Here is a 17,593-nt window from a genome sequence, read left to right as displayed (position 1 = left end):
ATGTACAATCGCTGTTGAAGTGGGTGTGGCGAAAAAATGACTACGCTTAAAAAGAAATGGCTAGTGCCTGTCAGTTTGCTCTTGGTGTTGATTGCATTGCTCGTTTATTGCGTAAATTCAATGCTAGGGTATCCCGCAAGTACAACTACAGCTAGCCCCTCGGGCCGCTACACAATTGAGAATGTGCGTGTCGGCAGGATCTTTATGCTTGGCGGTATGGCGTATCTAAGAGTTATCGACTCGAAAGAGCCAGGGAAGGTATATCGAACCCCGTTGTATGATACGCAGTCGTTGGATATGCGCACATTCGAAGATGATGCTGAGGTTGGAATTACTTGGATCACCTTCGAAAAGAAAGATAAGGCTTTTGTAATTTCCATGCCGCAATGGGAAGAAAACTGGCTGAATATTTTCATCAGTAATACACCCTACGAGATTCTGGAAAATTGATAGCAGTATGAACAGCTACGTTCGTCTCGCCCTATGCCTATTAATCCACGCTCTCGGATGCGTGGCGTATGCATTTTTGAATGACGCGGTTGTGCATGCTTACAGGCTTTTTAACGGCGGATTTACCTCCCATGGTGTCGCCATCGGCATTGCGACTTACGCACTGTTTTACATTTTTCTGGGCGTCAACCTGATCGTTGCGCTGATTCCAGGTCTGGTCGCCAAGCTGGCCATCCTTTTTCTGATGGTGGGCTTCATCCTGCTCTGGATGCTACCCGACAACCCGTTAAGAGCCCTGTTTTACGGCGTAGCTCAAGGCTGCGTCACGTTGCTGGCGATCCTCACCACTCAAGTCATCGAGTTGCGTTGGGCTTTGCGAAACATCGCAGGTCGCATTCAGCCAAGTCAGCCTGCAGGTGCAATCCAATGACCAGGTCGGACATCGAGCGTAATCCGCAGGACAGTTATTCCATGAGTTTCACTACCAGGCAGGTAACCCGTGTCCTTTAACCACTACTACCAAAGCGAACTCACCGCACTGCGCCAACTCGGTCGCCGTTTCGCCGAGCGTAGTCCGGCGTTGGCGCCGTTCCTGGGCCAGGCCGGGCGGGATCCGGATGTGGAGCGGTTGCTGGAAGGTTTTGCGTTCCTCACCGGGCGTCTGCGGCAGAAGCTCGATGACGAGTTGCCGGAGCTCAGCCACTCGCTGATGCAACTGCTGTGGCCGAACTACATGCGTCCGCTGCCGGCATTCAGCATTTTGCAGTTTGATCCGCTGAAGCGTTCGGGGCCGGCGCTGGTGGTCGAGCGCGATACGCCGATCGAAAGCAAACCGATCGAAGACGTGCGTTGCCGCTTCCGCACCTGCTACCCGACCGAAGTCTTGCCGCTGGATCTGGCCGCGCTGAACTACTCGGTGAAGGGCGACGGTTCGCTGCTCAGTCTGCGTTTGGAGATGAGCGCCGACGGTCACCTCGGTGAGCTGGAACTGAGCAAGCTGCGCCTGCACTTTGCCGGCGAGCGCTACATCAGCCAGATGCTCTACCTGAGTCTGCTGCGCAACCTGGAAGGCATCGAGCTGATCCCGCTCGACGGCGCCGGCAAGCCAATCGATGGCGTGGCGGGCAAGCCGATGGCGTTCAAGATTCCGGGTGACCGGGTCAAGCCAGTGGGCTTTGCCGAAGAAGAAGCGTTGATCCCGTATCCGCTGAACACCTTCCGTGGCTATCGCTACCTGCAGGAATACTTCGCCTTCCAGGACAAGTTCCTGTTTGTCGACGTCAACGGTCTGGACATTCTCAAGGCGCTGCCGGAAGACACCCTCAAGCAGATGCGCGGCCTGGAGTTGCGTTTCGATATTCGCAAGAGCGGCATCATGCGCATGCGGCCGACCCTGGATAACGTGAAGCTGTTCTGCACGCCGATTGCCAACCTGTTCGCCCACGACGCGCTGCCGATCCGCCTCGATGGCAAACAGGATGAATACCTGCTGCTGCCGGCGGAATACGATCTGGAAAACTGCGGCGTGTTCTCGGTGGAAACCGTCACCGGCTGGAAGCCCGGCGGCCTCGGTTATCAGGAGTACGTGCCGTTCGAATCCTTCGAGCATGACCCGAGTTTCGACGTGCCCAACAGCCGTCCGCATTACAGCATCCGCCAGCGTTCGTCGTTGCTGCATGACGGCCTCGACACCTACCTGAGCTTCGGCATCCGCCACACCGAAGCCCACGAAACCCTGTCGATCGAGCTGATCTGCACCAACCAGAACCTGCCGCGCAAGCTCAAGCTCGGCGACATCTGCATGGCCTGTGAAGAGACCCCGGAGTTCCTCAGTTTCCGCAACATCACCCCGGCCACGTCGAGCTTTGCGCCGCCGCTGAACCGTGACTTCCTGTGGAAGCTGATCAGCAACATGTCGCTCAACTATCTGTCGCTGGCCGACGTCAACGCGTTGAAGGTGATTCTCGAAACCTACGACCTGCCGCGCTACTACGACCAGCACGCAGAAAAGGTCAGCAAACGCCTGCTCGGCGGCCTCAAGCACATCAAGCACCACCACGTCGACCGGCTGCACCGTGGCTTGCCGGTACGTGGTCTGCGCACCGAACTGACCATCGACCCGGAAGGGTATATCGGCGAAGGCGACCTGTTCGTTTTCGCCTCGGTTCTTAACGAGTTTTTCGCGCTTTACGCCAGTCTCAATTCGTACCACGAGTTGCGGGTAAAAAGCACACAGGGAGAGGTGTACCAATGGACACCACGTATGGGCCTGCAGCCCCTGCTTTAAGCGGGCTGACCAAGGTAATACGCGAGTACTCGCTGTTTCAGGCCGTGCTGCTGGTGATCGACCGGCTGCGCGAGGCGCACCCGTACCTGAGCGAAGACGATCTGTACGATCAGGTGGAGTTTCAGGCCAACCCGAGCCTGGGCTTTCCGCGCAGCGACGTTGATCGCGTGGAGTTTTTCGAAGAGCACGGGCAGATGCGCGCACGCATGCGTTTCAACCTGATCGGGCTGGTCGGCTCGGGTTCGCCGCTGCCGGCGTTCTACGGCGAACAAGCGCTGGGCGACAGCGAGGACGGCAACCCGACGCGCAACTTCCTCGACCTGTTCCACCATCGCCTGCAACGACTGATGCTGCCGATCTGGCGCAAATACCGCTATCGCGCCAGCTTCCAGAGCGGCGCGATCGACCCGTTCTCTTCGCAGCTGTTCGCGCTGATCGGTCTGGGTGGTGACGAGATCCGCAAGGCCAAGGAGCTGAACTGGAAACGCCTGCTGCCGTACCTCGGTTTGCTCAGCTTGCGCGCGCACTCCGCGGCGCTGATCGAAGCCGTGCTGCGTTACTACTTCAAGCACGAAGACCTGGTCATCGAGCAGTGCATCGAGCGTCGCGTGGAGATCCTCGACGAGCAGCGCAACCGCCTCGGTCGCGCCAACAGCCTGCTCGGTGAAGACCTGGTGCTGGGCGAGCGGGTGCGCGACCGCAGCGGCAAATTCCGCATTCACATCACCGAACTCGACTGGGAGCGATTCCACGAATTCCTGCCGATCGGTTTCGGTTACCAGCCGCTGTGCGCGCTGGTGCGGTTCACCCTGCGTGACCCGCTCGATTACGACATTCGCCTGGTGCTGCGCCCGGAAGAAATCCGCGAACTGCGCATTGGTGAGAAGAACGACTGTCGCCTGGGGTGGACCAGTTGGCTGGGCTGCGAAAAAGCAGACGGCGTGGTCACCCTGGGCAGCAAAATTCATTAAGGACGTGAGCCATGATCAACGTAGACCTGCAACAACTCATCCAGGCGCTGGACGCCGAAACCCGTCGTGATCTGGAACGTTCGGCCGAACGTTGCGTGGCTCGTGGCGGCAGCAAGATCCTCGTCGAAGACTTGCTGTTGGGCCTGCTGGAGCGTCCGAACGGCTTGCTGTCGCGCGCCTTGCAGGATGCGGATGTCGATGCCGGTGAACTGAGCGCCGCACTGCAATCTCGCGTTGAACACAGCGCCTCGCGCAACCCGGTGTTTGCCCCGGAACTGGTGCAGTGGCTGCAAGACGCGCTGCTGGTGGCCAACCTCGAACTGGGCCAGACCTCGGTGGAAGACGCCGCGCTGATCCTCGCGCTGCTGCGTAACCCGATGCGCTACGCCGGCAGCCGTTACCAGCCGTTGCTCGCCAAACTGAACATCGATCGCCTGAAGGAATTTGCCCTGTCGCAACAGGAGCAACCGGCCGCCAGCGGCAAGCCGGCGGCGCAGGGCGAATCGCTGCTGCAGCGCTTCACCCACAACCTGACCCAACAGGCCCGCGACGGCAAACTCGACCCGGTGCTGTGCCGCGATGGCGCGATTCGGCAGATGGTCGACATCCTTGCCCGTCGCCGCAAGAACAACCCGATCGTGGTCGGTGAGGCTGGCGTGGGTAAAACCGCCATCGTCGAAGGCCTGGCCTCGCGCATCGCGGCCGGTGAAGTGCCGCAGGTGCTCAAGGGCGTCGAGCTGCTGTCGCTGGACATGGGCTTGCTGCAGGCCGGCGCCAGCGTCAAGGGTGAATTCGAGCGTCGTCTCAAAGGCGTGATCGACGAAGTCAAAGCCTCGCCGAAACCGATCATCCTGTTCATCGACGAAGCCCACACCCTGATCGGCGCGGGCGGTAATGCCGGCGGTTCCGACGCGGCCAACCTGCTGAAACCGGCGCTGGCCCGTGGCGAACTGCGCACCATCGCCGCCACCACCTGGGCCGAGTACAAGAAATACTTCGAGAAGGACCCGGCGCTGGCCCGGCGTTTCCAGCCGGTGCAGTTGCACGAACCGACCGTCAGCGAAGCAGTGACCATCCTCCGGGGTCTGGCGCAGGTCTACGAGAAGAGCCACGGCATCTACCTGCGCGATGACGCGGTGGTCTCCGCTGCCGAGCTGTCGGCCCGCTATCTGGCCGGTCGCCAGCTGCCGGACAAAGCGGTCGACGTGCTCGATACCGCCTGTGCTCGCGTGCGCATCAGCCTTGCCGCTGCCCCGGAAAGCCTCGAACGCCTGCGTGGCGAACTGGCTGAAGGTGGTCGCCAGCGTCAGGCTCTGCGTCGCGATGCCGAGGCTGGTCTGTTGATCGACCACGAAGCGTTGGATGCACTGGAAGCGCGGCTCGACGAAGCCGAAAGCGAAAGGGTCGCGCTGGAAAGTCTGTGGACCGAACAGAAGCAACTGGCCGAGCGCCTGCTGGAACTGCGTCAGCAACTGGCCAAGGCCCGCGAAGCTGCCGCTGTCGAGCCGACCGTCAGCGTTGAAGAAGACGCCGAAGGCACGGTGATCGAAACCATCGCCGCCGAGGTCGAGGAAGGCCAGAGCGTCGAAGCGCTGGAAGCCGAACTGCACCAGACCCACAGCGCCCTGACCGCGGCTCAAGTCAAAGAGCGTCTGGTCAGCTTCGAAGTCTGCCCGCGTCTGGTGGCCGAAGTGATCAGCGCCTGGACCGGCGTGCCGCTGGCGCAACTGGCCCGCGAACACAACGCCAAAGTCGCGAGTTTCGCCACCGACCTGCGCACGCGCATCCGTGGTCAGGAGCAAGCCGTGCACGCACTGGACCGCTCGATGCGCGCCACAGCAGCAGGTCTGAACAAACCTGATGCACCGGTCGGCGTGTTCCTGCTGGTCGGCCCGAGCGGCGTCGGCAAGACCGAAACCGCGCTGGCCCTGGCTGACCTGCTGTACGGCGGCGACCGTTTCATCACCACCATCAACATGTCCGAATTCCAGGAGAAGCACACCGTCTCGCGTCTGATCGGTGCGCCACCGGGCTACGTCGGTTACGGCGAGGGCGGCATGCTCACCGAAGCGGTGCGCCAGAAGCCGTACTCGGTGGTGCTGCTCGATGAAGTCGAAAAGGCTGATCCGGACGTGCTCAACCTGTTCTACCAAATCTTCGACAAGGGCGTGGCCAACGACGGCGAAGGTCGCGAAATCGACTTCCGCAACACTTTGATCCTGATGACCTCGAACCTCGGTAGCGACAAGATCAGCGACCTCTGCGAAGACGGCGCCCGTCCGACCGCCGAGCTGCTCGAAGAGACCATTCGCCCGGTGCTGAGCAAACACTTCAAACCGGCGCTGCTGGCGCGGATGAAAGTGGTGCCGTATTACCCGGTGGGCGGCCCGGTGCTGCGCGAGCTGATCGAGATCAAACTCGGTCGTCTGGGCGAACGCCTCAACCGTCGTCAGCTGGATTTCAGCTGGTGCCAGAACCTCGTCGATCACCTGTCCGAGCGTTGCACGCAAAGCGAAAGCGGCGCGCGCCTGATCGACCATTTGCTCGATCAGCACGTGCTGCCGCTGGTGGCCGACCGCTTGCTCGATGCAATGGCCACCGGTGAAAGCCTCAAGCGTGTGCATGCCACGCTCGACGGCAACGCCAGCGTGACGTGCGAGTTCGCCTGAGGTGGGTGTGATGTTCACTCAAGTGCCGCAGCCACTGGTCTATGCCGAAGCCTTGCTGGCGCAGTTTGCCAGTCTGTCGCGCGCGGCGGACGGTGCTGCGCTGCTGGGTGACTTCGTGCGCGGGTTGGCCGAGTTGAGCGGCTGCGAACTGACGCAGCTGTACCTGCTCGACGCCACCCACACCTGCCTGGGAATGAACGCCGAATGCCTCGACGGCGCGCTGCAACCGCGCGCCGCCACCAGCCTGCCGGCGGACTACAACGGTGAGCAGCTGCTGCAGTTTGCCCTGTGCCAGAACCGCGTGGTGTGCCTTGACGACCTGAGCGGCAGCCTGCACGAGACCAGTTTTCTGCCGGCCGTGGCGACACCGTGGCAATCGCTGCTGTGCGTGCCGCTGGTCAATCAGCACAAAGCGGTCGAAGGCTTGTTGCTGTGCGCCAGCCGTCGTCGTGTGGACCTGCAAGGCTTTGCCGATTCGCTCGGTCAGCTCGGCTCGTTCGTGCTCGGTCAATTGCACTTGCTGCAGCGTCTGCGCCAGCCGCTGGCCGAGTCGGCCACGGTGGCGCGCAGTGTGCCGAGCATCAGTGGTTATGGCTTGATCGGCAAAAGCGCCGCCATGCGCCAGACCCATTCGCTGATCAGCAAAGTCCTGCACAGCCCGTACACCGTGCTGCTGCGCGGCGAGACCGGCACTGGCAAGGAAGTCGTGGCCCGGGCGATTCACGATTGCGGCCCGCGTCGCTCTCAGGCGTTCATCGTGCAGAACTGCGCGGCCGTCCCGGAAAACCTGCTGGAAAGCGAGCTGTTCGGCTATCGCAAAGGCGCCTTCACCGGCGCTGATCGTGACCGCGCGGGGCTGTTCGATGCGGCCAACGGCGGCACGTTGTTGCTCGACGAAATCGGCGACATGCCGCTGTCGCTGCAAGCGAAGATATTGCGCGTGTTGCAGGAAGGCGAAATTCGCCCGCTGGGTTCCAACGACACGCACAAGATCGACGTGCGCATCATCGCCGCGACGCACCGCGATCTGTCGACGCTGGTCAGCGAAGGCAAATTCCGCGAGGACCTGTATTACCGCCTCGCGCAGTTCCCGATCGAGCTGCCGGCCTTGCGTCAGCGCGAAGGCGACATCCTCGAACTGGCTCAGCACTTTGCCGACAAGACCTGCGCGTATTTGCAGCGTGATCCGGTGCGCTGGTCGAGCGCGGCGCTGGAGCACCTGTCCGGTTACACCTTCCCCGGCAACGTGCGCGAACTCAAGGCACTGGTCGAACGCGCGGTGCTGTTGTGCGAGGGCGGCGAGTTGCTGGCCGAGCATTTCTCCCTGCGCATGGAGCCGATACCGGAAGACCACAGCGGCCTGAATCTGCGCGAGCGCCTGGAGAAAGTCGAACGCACGTTGTTGCTTGATTGCCTGCGCAAGAACGACGGCAACCAGACCCTCGCCGCCCGCGAACTGGGCCTGCCGCGCCGCACCCTGCTGTACCGCCTCGGGCGCCTGAATATCAACCTGGGTGACTTCGATGGTTGACCTGAAGAAGTGCTCTGGATCGGAATATTCCCCTGTGGCGAGGGAGCTTGCTCCCGCTCGACTGCGCAGCAGTCGCAACCCGATGAGCTCGGTTTCCCTGTGGCACTGCAGTGTCTGGTTTTGGGGCTGCTGCGCACCCCGGCGGGAGCAAGCTCCCTCACCACAAATTGCTCACTTGCCACAGGAGGTGCGTACGCCTCGCTGGTCTGGCTCAAGGCCCCGATGCAGAGCCTTCGAGACCACTCAAAGAATTAATTTCAGCGCCGCCCGCAAGGGTCGGCGCTTTGTGCTTTGTCTACCCCTGGAGACCCTCTGATGTCTGTTCGTCACTGGCACGCTGTCCTGCTGACCCTCGTCGTTCTATGCGGCCTTGGCGGCTGTAGCGGCAATTACAAATTCAACGACAACGACTATCGCCCGTTGGGTGATCCGCAAGCGGTCAATCGCGGCAAGTGACCGCAAGGAGCATCAAACATGGAACTGGTTTTCGAAATGCTGAACACCAAGCAGTTCGTGCCTACCGAGTTGTGCCAGAAGACCTTCAAACAGGCCGGCGGCGTGATCGGGCGGGGCGAGGACTGCGACTGGATCATTCCTGACCGCAAGCGGCATCTGTCCAATCACCACGCGATTGTCAGCTACCGCGAAGGCACGTTTTTCCTCACCGACACCAGCAGCAACGGCGTCCAGGACGGTGACAGTGGCGCACGCCTGCACAAGGGCGAACCGGTGCGCATCGAGCACGGCAGCACCTACGTGCTGGGCGACTTCGAGATTCGTGCGCGGCTGGTGCGTGACCCGGCGACCTTCGACGGTGAGGTCGGCCGTCCGCGTGCCGCCGGCAGCATCATTCCGGACGACGCCTTCCTCGACCTTGATCCGTTGAACGCGATCGAACAGCAAGAGCGCGTCTATTCGGAAATCGACGAACTGTTGGCGCCGACCGCCAAGCCTGAGGACTCCCGTCAGCGTGCCGACTACGCGCGCATCGACATGGAAAGCCTGATGGTGCCCGAGCTGGTCGCCCCGGTTGAACCCGAGCCAGCTCCGGCCCCGAAAGCCGTCGAGCGTCAGAGTGAAGGCTTCTGGGAGCATTTCGGTGCAGCACTGGGCGTGGATCTCAAAGGCCTTGATCACGACGCCCGCGAAGCCCTGGCGCTGAACGCCGCGCGTCTGTTGCGCCAGAGCATCGGCGGACTGCAGCAGAGCCTGCGCACCCGTTCGGAGCTGAAAAACGAACTGCGTCTGGCCCAGACCACCGTGCAAGGCACCAACAAGAACCCGCTGAAATTCGCCGTCGATCCGAGCGAAGCGCTGGAGATTCTGTTGCAGCCGCACAAGCCCGGGCACCTGCCGGCCGAGCAGGCGATTTCCCGCGCGTTCCGGGATCTGCAGGCGCATCAGGTGGCCTTGCTGACCGCCAGCCGCGCCGCCGTACGCGGCACCCTCGAGCACTTCTCGCCGGAGCAACTGACCCTGCGTTTCGAGCGCGACAACAAGCCGTTGATCGCCACTTCGGGCGGACGCTGGAGAGCGTTCGGCCGTTACCACCAGGCCCTGCGTCAGGACGATGACTGGAGCGAGCGTCTGCTGGCCCGCGATTTCGCCCAGGCCTACGAAGAACAGATCCGCCTGATTTCTACCCTACACACCGACCACCAAGGATGATGCGCATGTCTCGCCGCTCGACCGCTTTTTTCAAGACGCTGACTGCGCTCACCGTGCTGGTGCTGCTCGCCGGTTGCTCGTCGCTGTCGCCGTACTCGAAAGTGACCAAGATCAACCTGAAGCTGACCGGCAGTGATCAGCTCAACCCGGACCTCAACGGCCGTCCTTCGCCGATCGTGGTGCGTCTGTTCGAACTCAAGCACCCGGTGACCTTCGAGAACGCTGATTTCTTCAGCCTCTACGAGCGCGCCAAGGAATCCCTCAACCCGGATCTGGTGGCCAGCGAAGAACTCGAACTGCGCCCGGGTGAAACCGTGGAAATGAAACTCAGCGTGGAGGAGGGCAGCCGCTACGTCGGCGTTCTCGCTGCGTACCGCGATCTGCCGGAAACCAAGTGGCGCTACACCGTTCAGGTCACCCCGCTGGAGCTGACCGAAGCCGATCTGACCCTGGATCAGGCCGGGATCCGCAACACCCATGAAGCGCTCGCCAAGGCGGATGACTGAAGATGAATACCCATAAAGTCATTTGGCAGGAAGGCATGCTGCTGCGGCCGCAGCACTTCCAGCACAACGATCGCTATTACGATCACCAGATGAAAACCCGCACCCAGTTGCTGGGTGGTTACACCTGGGGTTTCCTCAATCTGGAGATCGACTTGCAGTTCCTCAACATGGGCAAACTGGTGATCAGTGCCGCGTCGGGGATCCTGCCGGACGGCAGCCTGTTCGAACTCGGCGGCAACACCGAGCCGCTGGCGCTGGACGTGCCGCCGAACACCGGTAACACGCCGATTTACCTGGCGCTGCCGTTGGTCACCGGTAACCACATCGAAGCGCGTCGCCCGGAGCAGTCCGACGTGCTCGCGCGTTACACCGCGTACGACGCCGAAGTGGCCGACTCCAACGCCGGCGACGATTCCGCCAGCCAGGTCAGCTGTGGTCGCCCGGACTTCAAACTGCTGCTCGGCGAGCAGCAGAGCGATCAGGCCTACGTGAAGCTGAAGATCTGCGACGTGCTCGACACCACGCCGGACGGCGTGATCAGCCTCGACCCGGATTTCGTGCCGACCTACATTCAGGCTCACGCGTCCAGTTATCTGCTGTCGTGCCTCAAAGAAGTCATCAGCATGCTCAACCACCGGGGCGACACGATTGCCGAGCGGATCCGCTCCAACGGCAAGGTCGGTGGCGCGGAAGTCGGCGACTTCATGATGCTGCAACTGATCAACCGCACCGAGCTGCTGCTGCGCCATTACCTCGGTCTGGAGCAGGTGCATCCGGAAGAGTTGTATCGCACGCTGCTGACCATGCTCGGCGATCTGGCGACCTTCTCCAGCGACAGCAAACGCCCGCGTCTGGACAGCCGCTATTCCCACGCCGATCAGGGTGCAAGCTTCCGCAAACTGATGGAAGCGATTCGTCAGGTGCTGTCGATGGTGCTCGAACAGCACGCCATCGAACTGATCCTGCAGGCGCGTCAGTACGGGATCATCGTGTCGCCGTTGCACGACCACAAACTGCTCGGCTCGGCGTCGTTCGTGCTGGCGGCGAGTGCCAACTGCGACTCCGAAGAACTGCGCCACCGCTTGCCGGCGCACCTCAAGGTCGGCCCGGTGGAGCGTATCCGCCAACTGGTCAACCTGCACTTGCCGGGGATCAAGGTCAAACCGTTGCCGGTGGCCCCGCGGCAGATCGCGTTCCACTCGAACAAAACCTACTTCATCCTCGAACTCAGCTCCGAAGACCTGGCGCAACTCGAGCGCTCCGGCGGCTTCGCGTTCCACGTGTCCGGCGAATTCGCCGAGCTTGAACTGAAATTCTGGGCCATCAGGAACTGACCGACATGATCAAGGAAACGGATTACAACCAGGACGACAAAACCGTCCTGCTCGATCGTCAGGGCCACGGACCGGCAGCCAGTCCGCTGACCGACTTCGCCGCGCCGCCGCGCTTCGAGCAACTGGAAGAACGGATGATCTACGCCGCGCGCCTGCGCCCGGCGGAGGCGTTCAACATCAGCCTGAATTCGCTGGTGGCGGCGTCGTCCGAACTGCTCTCGGAAGTGGTGCGTCTCAAACACAGCGAAACCCGCGAAGACCTCTACGCGCTCAACGAGCGCCTGACCGCCGGGCTCAAGCTGTTTGAAGTGCGCGCGTTGCACAACGGCGCCGAAAGCAGCCAGGTGATGGCCGCGCGTTACGTGCTCTGCACCGTGGTCGACGAAGCTGTGGTGACCACGCCGTGGGGTAACGAAAGCGAGTGGTCGCAGATGAGTCTGCTCAGCAGCTTCCACAACGAGACGTTCGGTGGCGAGAAGTTCTTCCAGCTGCTCGATCGGCTGTCGAAGAACCCGGTCAAACACCTGCCGATGCTCGAGCTGATGTACCTGTGCCTGTCCCTCGGTTTCGAGGGCAAGTACCGCGTGCAGGCCCGTGGCATGCTTGAGCTTGAAGGCATCCGCGACGCCCTGTACCGGCAGATCCGTCAGTTGCGTGGCGACGTGCCGCGCGAGTTGTCGCCGCACTGGGAAGGCCTCAACGATCAGCGCCGCAACCTGGTGCGCATCGTGCCGGCGTGGATGGTGGTGCTGTTCACGCTGGTCTGCCTGGTGGTGATGTATTCGGGCTTCGCCTGGGTCCTGGGCGAGCAGCGCGACACCGTTCTGCAACCTTATCAGCCGCTTGATCCGGCCGCGGTGCAACCGCAGTCGCAGCCGTAAACAGGGACGTGTGATGAAAAAGTTTTTCAAGAAAGTCGGCGCCTTCCTGCGCCAGACCTGGGTCTGGACCTTGCTGCTGGTGCTGTTCGTGGCGCTGCTGGTGTGGTTCGTTGGCCCGTTGTTGGCGGTGGATGACTACAAGTTCTGGGAAAGCGCGACCTCGCGTCTGCTGACCATCGCCGTGTTGTTCCTGATCTGGGGACTGACCATGGTCTTCGTCAGCTGGCGCGCGGGCATCCGCAAGAAAGCCGTCGAAGAAACCGAAGACGGCCAGGATCGCATCCGTCGTGACGAGCTGATCGAAGAAGAACAAAAAGAGTTGAAGGCGCGCTTCAAGGACGCGCTGAAAACCCTGAAGACTTCGAGCCTGTATCGCGGCCGCAGCGAACGCTGGCGCAACGACTTGCCGTGGTACCTGCTGATCGGTCCGCAGGCCTCCGGCAAAACCAGCCTGCTGGACTTCTCCGGGCTGGAATTCCCGATCAACAAGATCGACCGCAAGCTGACCCGCGACACCCTCGGCACCCGTCATTGCGACTGGTACTTCGCCGACCACGGTGTACTGATCGACACCGCCGGGCGCTACACCACGCAGCCGGACGCGGAAGTCGACGGCAGTGCCTGGACCACCTTGCTCGAGTTGCTGCGCAAGCGTCGTCGCGGGCGTCCGTTGAACGGTGTGCTGGTGACCATTCCAGTGGAATCGCTGATCGGTGGCAGCGAGCAGGACATCGACACCCTGGCGCGCCAGGTGCGCGGTCGTCTGCAAGACGTCTATCAGAAACTGCACGTCGATGTGCCGGTGTATCTGGTACTGAGCAAGGCGGACAAGCTGCTCGGTTTCGACGAGTTCTTCGATCAACTGACCCGCGAAGAAAGCGATCAGGTGCTGGGCACCAGTTTCCGCAAGGATCAGGTTGGTACCGACGTCGCGGTACTGCGCGGCGAGTTCGAAGAGCTGCTGCGGCGCCTGAACAATCAGGTGATCATGCGCATGCACTCCGAGCGCGATACCCAGCGCCGTGGCCGCATCCTCGACTTCCCGCATCAACTGGGGCAGATCGGCGAGCGCTTGTGCCTGTTCGTCGACATGGCGTTCACTGGCAACCGGTATCAGCGCGCGTCGCTGCTGCGGGGTTTCTACCTGACCAGTGCTCCGCACCTGACGCAGGAAATGGACGCAACTACCGCCGGCATCGGCGCCAACCTCGGCATGAATGCCGGTGTGCTGCCGACCCTGCGCAGTGGCCGTTCGCGCTTCATCCATCATCTGTTCAGTCGGGTGATTTTCCCCGAGTCGGATCTGGCCGGCCTCGACAAACGCGAGCGCAGCCGCATCCATTGGGGTCAGCGTGCGTTGTACGTCGGCGCACTGGCGGCATTGGCGCTGTTCGGCATGCTCTGGGCCGGTGGTTTCTCGGCCAACTATGAGCGTCTGGAAAACCTGCGCACGCTGGCGCAGAACTGGACTCAGCAGCGTTCGGCGCTGACCCCGCGTGATGACGCGATGGGCGTGTTGAAAACCCTCGACACCAGCTACGCCGCGACTCAGGTGTTCCCGAAGAAGGGCGACGTCTCGTACCACGAGCGTGGCGGCCTGTATCAGGGCGAAGACGTCAACCCGGTGGTCAAGCAAGCCTACGAGCATGAGCTCGAAGCACAATTGCTGCCACGGGTCGCGACGATGCTCGAAGGGCAGATCCGCGCCAACATGAAGGACCGCGACAAGCTGCTCAACAGCCTGCGTGCGTACCTGATGCTGAACATGAAGGACCGTCGTGACGCAGCGTGGCTCAAGGACTGGGTCGCCACTGACTGGTCGCAGCGCTACACCGGCAACACCGCGGTGCAGAATGGTCTGAACACCCACCTCGAACGCCTGTTGAAGCAGCCGTTCATCTACCCGCTGAACGATCAACTGGTGACTCAGGCACGTCAGGTGCTGCGCGCCGAATCGCTGGCTACCGTGGTCTACCGCATGCTCCGCGAGCAGGCGCGCAACCTGCCGGAATACCGTTTCAGCCAACACCTTGGCCCGCAGGGCTCGCTGTTCATCGGCACCGAATACGTGATCCCGGGGTTCTACACCCAGCAGGGTTATCAGCAGTATTTCTCGGTGCAGGGTTCGGCGCTGGTCACCGACATCCTGCGTGACAACTGGGTGCTGGGCGAAGGTGCGGGCATCAGCGACATGGACTTGCGTCGCCTGATGGTCGAGCTGGAGCAACTGTACTTCCGTGACTATGCCAACTACTGGAGCGAAGCCGTTGGCCAGGTGGCCTTGCCGCCGATCAGCGACGCCGGTGAAGGCGCCGAGCAACTGGCGGGCCTGACGTCGGCCAACTCGCCGGTGCTGGCGTTGCTCACTGAAGTACGTGAAAACACGCGCTTCCCGGCCGCTGCCGATCCGGTGGATGAAGCCGGTGATGCCGCCGATGCACTGGCAGGGCAGAAGGGCAAACTGGGCAAGGTCGGTAAACTGGCGTCTGCCGTGGCGGACAAGGCTTCGGCGATGGCCGTGGCGAAAAGCCTGCCGGACACCGCGAAGAAGTCGCTGCAACGGCGCTTCGAGCCGCTGCATCGTTTGCTCGATGACAACAACGGCCCGGCCGCTGACCTGACCCCGGCCATCAGCGCGCTCAACGACCTGCAACTGCAACTGTCCGGTCTGGCCCGCTCCAGCACGCCGGAACAAGCCGCGTTCGAAATGGCGAAAACCCGCATGAGCGGCCAGCGTGATGCGCTGACCAACCTGCGCGCGGCCTCGGGTCGCCTGCCGCGTCCACTGAGCGTGTGGTTCAACGTGCTGGCCGAAGACTCGTGGCGCCTGGTGCTCAACGATGCCTACCAATACCTGAACGGCCGTTATCAGAACGAGCTGTACAGCGTGTATGGCAAAACCATCAGCAAGCGTTATCCGTTCAGCGCGAGCAGCACCAGCGACGTGGCGATCAGCGACTTCCGCGAGTTCTTCCGGGCTCAAGGTACCGTCGACCGCTTCTTCGACAGCTACATGCGTCCGTTCGTCAGCGGTGATCCGGGCAACTACCGGATGCGCAGCGTCGACGGTCACAGCCTGCCGGTGTCGAAGATGTACCTCGACCAGATGGCGGCAGCCCTGACGATTCGTCAGAGCTTCTTCTCGATCAACCCGGCCGAGCCGACCGTGCAGTTCAAACTGGAGCCGTACACCCTCGATCCGGCGGTCAGCCGCTCCGAGTTCAAGTTCGGCGACAAGACCATGGAGTACCGCCACGGTCCGATCCTGCCGATGACGTTCAAGTGGCCGACCGATGCTGAAGACGGTCGCACCAGCCTGGTGATGGACAAGATGGCGGGGCGTCCGATCGGTATCGAGAAGAACTCCGGCCCATGGTCGCTGTTCCGTCTGTTCGACCTGATGCAGACCGAGTACCTGACCGGTCGCGACGTGCTGGTGCTGAAAGCCGACGTGGGTGGCCTGCGCGCCAACTACCTGCTGACCAGCCAGCGCACGCCGAACCCGTTCGACATGGGCGTGCTGCGCACCTTCCGTATGCCGGTGCAGCTCTGATGCTGGTGGCCAGTCCCTGGCGCAGCGCGGCGCGTACCGACCCGGGCAAGGTGCGGGCGCGCAACGAAGATGCCTTCCTCGACTCGCCACAGCAGGGGCTGTGGGTGGTCGCGGACGGCATGGGCGGTCATCAGGGTGGCGACATCGCCAGCCAGTTGATCGTCGCCAGCCTGGCTGAACTGCCGCAACACGAGGACTTCGACGAACGCCTCAAAGCCATCCGCCAGTGCCTGCACTGGCTGAACCGGCGCTTGGGGCAAGAGTTGACGGTCACCGCCGGACGCCACGACAGCATCATGGGCAGCACCGTTGTGGCGCTGCTGGTGGAAGGCAGCCGCGCGGCCTGCATCTGGGCCGGCGACAGCCGTTGCTATATGTGGCGCGGGCAGCGGCTGTATCAGCTGTCCAAGGATCATTCGCTGCAACAGCAACTGATCGACGAACAGCAAATGAGCGTCGAACAGGCGGCAGCGCACCCGGCGGCTCAGGCCTTGACCCGAGCCGTCGGTGCGGCCGAACAGCTGACCCTGGATGTCCTCGAACTCGAGGTCTATCCAGGCGATGCGTTTTTGTTGTGCAGCGATGGTTTGTATCAGGGCCTGAGCAGCGATGCTCTCGGCAACGCCCTCAGCCTCAGCGCGCCGCATGTGGCGCTGGAACGTCTGTTCGACGGCGCCCTGCGTGGCGCCGCCCGGGATAACCTGACTGCCGTGGTGATCCGCCAATGACTGAAATCGAATCCTCAGTCGATGACTTGCTGATGAGCGAAGAGCAGGCCAGCAACCTGACCTACTTCGCCTTCGCCAAGGCAAACAACGCCGAGCCGTTGCTGGCGCCGACCAAGGCCAGCATCGGTGCACTGCCGGACGTACTCGCCGGCCGCTACCACCTCGAGCGTCTGCTCGGGGCGGGCGGCATGGGCGCGGTCTATCGGGCACGGGATCTGCTGCACGAGCAGTTCGGCGATCCCGATCCTTACATTGCGCTGAAAATCCTCAGCGAAGAATTTGCCGAATCGCCGGACGCCAGTGCCTTGCTTTACAGCGAGTTCGCCCTGACCCGACGCCTGCGCCACGACAACGTCGTGCGTGCACATACTTTTGAAGTCGACACCGACTGCCAGCGGGCCTTCATCACCATGGAATACATGCGTGGCCTGACCCTGGACAAATTGCTCTGCGAACGGCCCCTCGGCCTGCCGTGGAAAGAAACGCGCGACATCGCGCTGCCGCTGCTCGATACGCTGGCCTACGCCCACCGTCGCGGCGTGCTGCACGGTGACATGAAACCGAGCAACGTCATGCTCAGCGAAGACGGCCTGCGCCTGTTCGACTTCGGTCTTGGCCAGGCAGACGAAGGCGTTTTGCCCGGTCTGCCACACCTGAGCCGTGAACGTTTCAATGCCTGGACCCCGGGCTACGCCGCCCCCGAACTGCTTGAGGGCCAACCGTTGTCGGCCAGCGCGGACGTGTACGGCGTGGCCTGCGTGATCTATGAACTGGCGAGCGGCAAACACCCGTTCCGCCGCTTGCCCTCGACCCAGGCCCGCGACGAGCACCTGGAGCGCGAGCTGCAAGCCCCGGCGAACTTACCGAAACACGGCTGGCCAGCGCTGCGAACCGCGCTGAGCTTCAATGCGGCAGAACGCACCATCACCGCCGATCAATTGCGTGACGCCTTGGGCGCCACTTCGTCCTGGCTGCAACGGTTGCGACTTCGGGCGTAACGGACGACATTCGAACA

The 17,593-nt window shown here is 62.2% G+C and carries 14 protein-coding genes; all 14 read left to right on the top strand.

The features are described 5' to 3' along the window. Window positions 1-36: 36 nt before the first annotated feature. The 14 genes from OC71_RS27895 (at window position 37) to OC71_RS16880 (ending at window position 17,576) form a co-directional block, all read left to right on the top strand. Window positions 37-450 carry a hypothetical protein gene (locus OC71_RS27895; RefSeq protein WP_041071596.1) on the top strand — a complete coding sequence of 138 codons (414 nt, stop codon included), beginning with the start codon at window positions 37-39 and terminating at the stop codon, window positions 448-450. A gap of 7 nt (window positions 451-457) precedes the next feature. Next, window positions 458-880, top strand: coding sequence for a hypothetical protein (locus tag OC71_RS16940; RefSeq protein ID WP_041071594.1), 423 nt, complete (start codon window positions 458-460; stop codon window positions 878-880). Between the two features lie 69 nt (window positions 881-949). Beyond that, window positions 950-2,737 (top strand): type VI secretion system baseplate subunit TssF, encoded by a 1,788-nt coding sequence (gene tssF, locus OC71_RS16935; protein ID WP_007962320.1) that lies wholly within the window; start codon window positions 950-952, stop codon window positions 2,735-2,737. Next, window positions 2,701-3,708 (top strand): type VI secretion system baseplate subunit TssG, encoded by a 1,008-nt coding sequence (gene tssG, locus OC71_RS16930; RefSeq protein WP_041071592.1) that lies wholly within the window; start codon window positions 2,701-2,703, stop codon window positions 3,706-3,708. The genes tssF and tssG overlap by 37 nt, the downstream gene beginning before the upstream one ends. A gap of 11 nt (window positions 3,709-3,719) precedes the next feature. Continuing rightward, a complete protein-coding gene (gene tssH, locus OC71_RS16925; protein WP_041071590.1) occupies window positions 3,720-6,377 on the top strand; it encodes a type VI secretion system ATPase TssH in 2,658 nt (885 codons plus the stop codon). 10 nt (window positions 6,378-6,387) lie between these two features. Then, window positions 6,388-7,908, top strand: coding sequence for a sigma-54-dependent Fis family transcriptional regulator (locus tag OC71_RS16920; protein ID WP_041071588.1), 1,521 nt, complete (start codon window positions 6,388-6,390; stop codon window positions 7,906-7,908). A 315-nt stretch (window positions 7,909-8,223) separates the two neighbouring features. Then, on the top strand, window positions 8,224-8,364 hold the full coding sequence (locus tag OC71_RS16915) for a hypothetical protein (RefSeq protein WP_003229566.1): 141 nt from the start codon (window positions 8,224-8,226) through the stop codon (window positions 8,362-8,364). A gap of 18 nt (window positions 8,365-8,382) precedes the next feature. Beyond that, window positions 8,383-9,576, top strand: a complete 1,194-nt coding sequence (gene tagH / locus OC71_RS16910) for a type VI secretion system-associated FHA domain protein TagH (protein ID WP_041071586.1) — start codon at window positions 8,383-8,385, stop codon at window positions 9,574-9,576. A gap of 5 nt (window positions 9,577-9,581) precedes the next feature. After that, window positions 9,582-10,082, top strand: a complete 501-nt coding sequence (tssJ, locus tag OC71_RS16905) for a type VI secretion system lipoprotein TssJ (protein ID WP_007962325.1) — start codon at window positions 9,582-9,584, stop codon at window positions 10,080-10,082. 2 nt (window positions 10,083-10,084) lie between these two features. Next, window positions 10,085-11,416 carry a type VI secretion system baseplate subunit TssK gene (gene tssK / locus OC71_RS16900; protein ID WP_007962327.1) on the top strand — a complete coding sequence of 444 codons (1,332 nt, stop codon included), beginning with the start codon at window positions 10,085-10,087 and terminating at the stop codon, window positions 11,414-11,416. A 5-nt stretch (window positions 11,417-11,421) separates the two neighbouring features. Beyond that, on the top strand, window positions 11,422-12,297 hold the full coding sequence (gene icmH, locus OC71_RS16895; RefSeq protein ID WP_003229559.1) for a type IVB secretion system protein IcmH/DotU: 876 nt from the start codon (window positions 11,422-11,424) through the stop codon (window positions 12,295-12,297). A gap of 13 nt (window positions 12,298-12,310) precedes the next feature. After that, on the top strand, window positions 12,311-15,850 hold the full coding sequence (gene tssM / locus OC71_RS16890) for a type VI secretion system membrane subunit TssM (RefSeq protein WP_041071584.1): 3,540 nt from the start codon (window positions 12,311-12,313) through the stop codon (window positions 15,848-15,850). Then, window positions 15,850-16,578 carry a PP2C family serine/threonine-protein phosphatase gene (locus OC71_RS16885; RefSeq protein WP_041071582.1) on the top strand — a complete coding sequence of 243 codons (729 nt, stop codon included), beginning with the start codon at window positions 15,850-15,852 and terminating at the stop codon, window positions 16,576-16,578. Before tssM ends, OC71_RS16885 begins: the two co-directional genes overlap by 1 nt. Further along, window positions 16,575-17,576 carry a serine/threonine-protein kinase gene (locus OC71_RS16880; RefSeq protein ID WP_027610390.1) on the top strand — a complete coding sequence of 334 codons (1,002 nt, stop codon included), beginning with the start codon at window positions 16,575-16,577 and terminating at the stop codon, window positions 17,574-17,576. The genes OC71_RS16885 and OC71_RS16880 overlap by 4 nt, the downstream gene beginning before the upstream one ends. Window positions 17,577-17,593: the final 17 nt, after the last annotated feature.

The organism is Pseudomonas sp. W15Feb9B, assembly GCF_000828175.1.
GTDB classification, from domain to species: domain Bacteria; phylum Pseudomonadota; class Gammaproteobacteria; order Pseudomonadales; family Pseudomonadaceae; genus Aquipseudomonas; species Aquipseudomonas parakoreensis.
The sequence above is the reverse complement of the archived record's forward strand: the minus strand, read 5'-3'. Positions and strand labels throughout refer to the sequence as shown.